Here is a 1,468-nt window from a genome sequence, read left to right on the forward strand (position 1 = left end):
GGCTCTTCGAAGTTAGGCGGGCACTGCTCAGCAGTGGAATTGCTGGTTGTTGGCCCGCTGGGCGCGGGTGCAGTGGAATCGTATCCGGCGGCGTGAGTTCTCGGTGTTGCGGAATCCGCAAGCAACGCGTTTGACCTGTTTCACCAGTCGGTTGTAGCCCTCGGTGCGGGCGTTTGTCAGCCCGGTCTGCACGAACGCCAGGATCGCCGGCCACCACGCCTCGATCGTGGTCGCCAGCCGGGAGACTTCTGGGATGTCGGCCTGCGCGCACCAAGTGTAGAAGCGGTAGAGCCGGCGACGGATCTCACTGTTGTCCACACCCTGACGCGCGGCGGAAAGTAGCTGGCGTAGTTCCTCTTTCGCGATGTAGGCGGTGAGGATCTGCGCGGACGGATCGTGATCGATCAATGCGTTCCACATCTTGGCAAATGACCTGTCCGACAGGTGTTCTCGCGCCGAGAGTAACCGTCGACGATTCGCCCATTCCGGGTCCTGTTTTCGCCCCCGGCGGCCGTGGGTGTCGAAGGTGACCCGCCGCCGCACCGCGGTAAGGGCGTCGTTGGCGAGCTTGACGAGGTGGAAGTGATCGACCACCACCTGTGCGTTGGGTAACAACTCGGCGGTGACCGCAGCGGCATACGCTGCCGACGGATCGATCACCACATGGGTGATCTCGTTACGGAACTTCGTGGTCTGCGTGGTGAGCCACCGGGTGACCGCCGCACCCGTGCGGCCTTCGACCTGCCCGAGCAGGCCCTGATCGCCGCTGAGGTCGACGAATCCGGTGTCCCACGGATCGACCCGCACCCAGCGTCTGCCGTCTTTGTCACGCGTCCAGCGGGGCTTGCCGCGGCGGGTCTCATCAATCCCGAGGACCCGCACCGGTGCGGGGTCTTTGAGCACCCGCTTGGCGTGTTCGACGAAGGCAGTGTGCGCTGTCGGCCACGACACACCCGCACCTGCGGCGACCTCGACCACCGAACGCGCCGCCTCCCCGATACTGCGACCGATCTGCGTCCGCAACCGGGTGGTGGTGCGCCGCCGAGGCGGGACCTCGGGGACCGATTCGGTGAACGAACGCCGCCCACACGCCTGATTGCGACAGTAGTAGCGGGTCTTGTTCCACCGCAACTGAATTGGATCATCTCCGTAGGGGATGTCACGTGGCCGGGTGACCGCGTGGCCCTTCACCGATCTCGAGGCGACCCTGCATTCCGGGCACTTGGCCGCCCCCGGATCGACGGTCACCACATCCACCACACGAGCGCGGTCCGCGGCCACGGCGACCGCCCTGACTTCCAGTCCTTCCAACCCCAACAACAACGACGTAGGCTCGACCATGCCCCTGGTACTCCTTCACGAGAATCTGATGCTTCGCAACATCCAGATTTCCGGAGACCAGGGGCGTTTCACATCATCGACACGCCGAGGCTCTGACCAGGCAACGCCCGCTCAACTTCGAAGAGCC

General features: G+C 64.6%; 1 protein-coding gene. It reads right to left on the minus strand.

Annotated features, from left to right (window positions below; genetic code table 11):
• Positions 1–27 precede the first annotated feature (27 nt).
• Complete coding sequence (locus ACWDTF_RS24810; RefSeq protein ID WP_355280123.1) at positions 28–1,341, minus strand: ISL3 family transposase; 1,314 nt, start codon at positions 1,339–1,341, stop codon at positions 28–30.
• Positions 1,342–1,468 lie beyond the last annotated feature (127 nt).

It is taken from the genome of Gordonia sp. NPDC003422, from assembly GCF_053588675.1.

What these genes read in the sequence shown, in the direction of transcription:
- ACWDTF_RS24810 (WP_355280123.1), bottom strand. Translation starts at nt 1,341, where the DNA reads ATGGTCGAGCCTACGTCGTTGTTGTTGGGGTTGGAAGGACTGGAAGTC.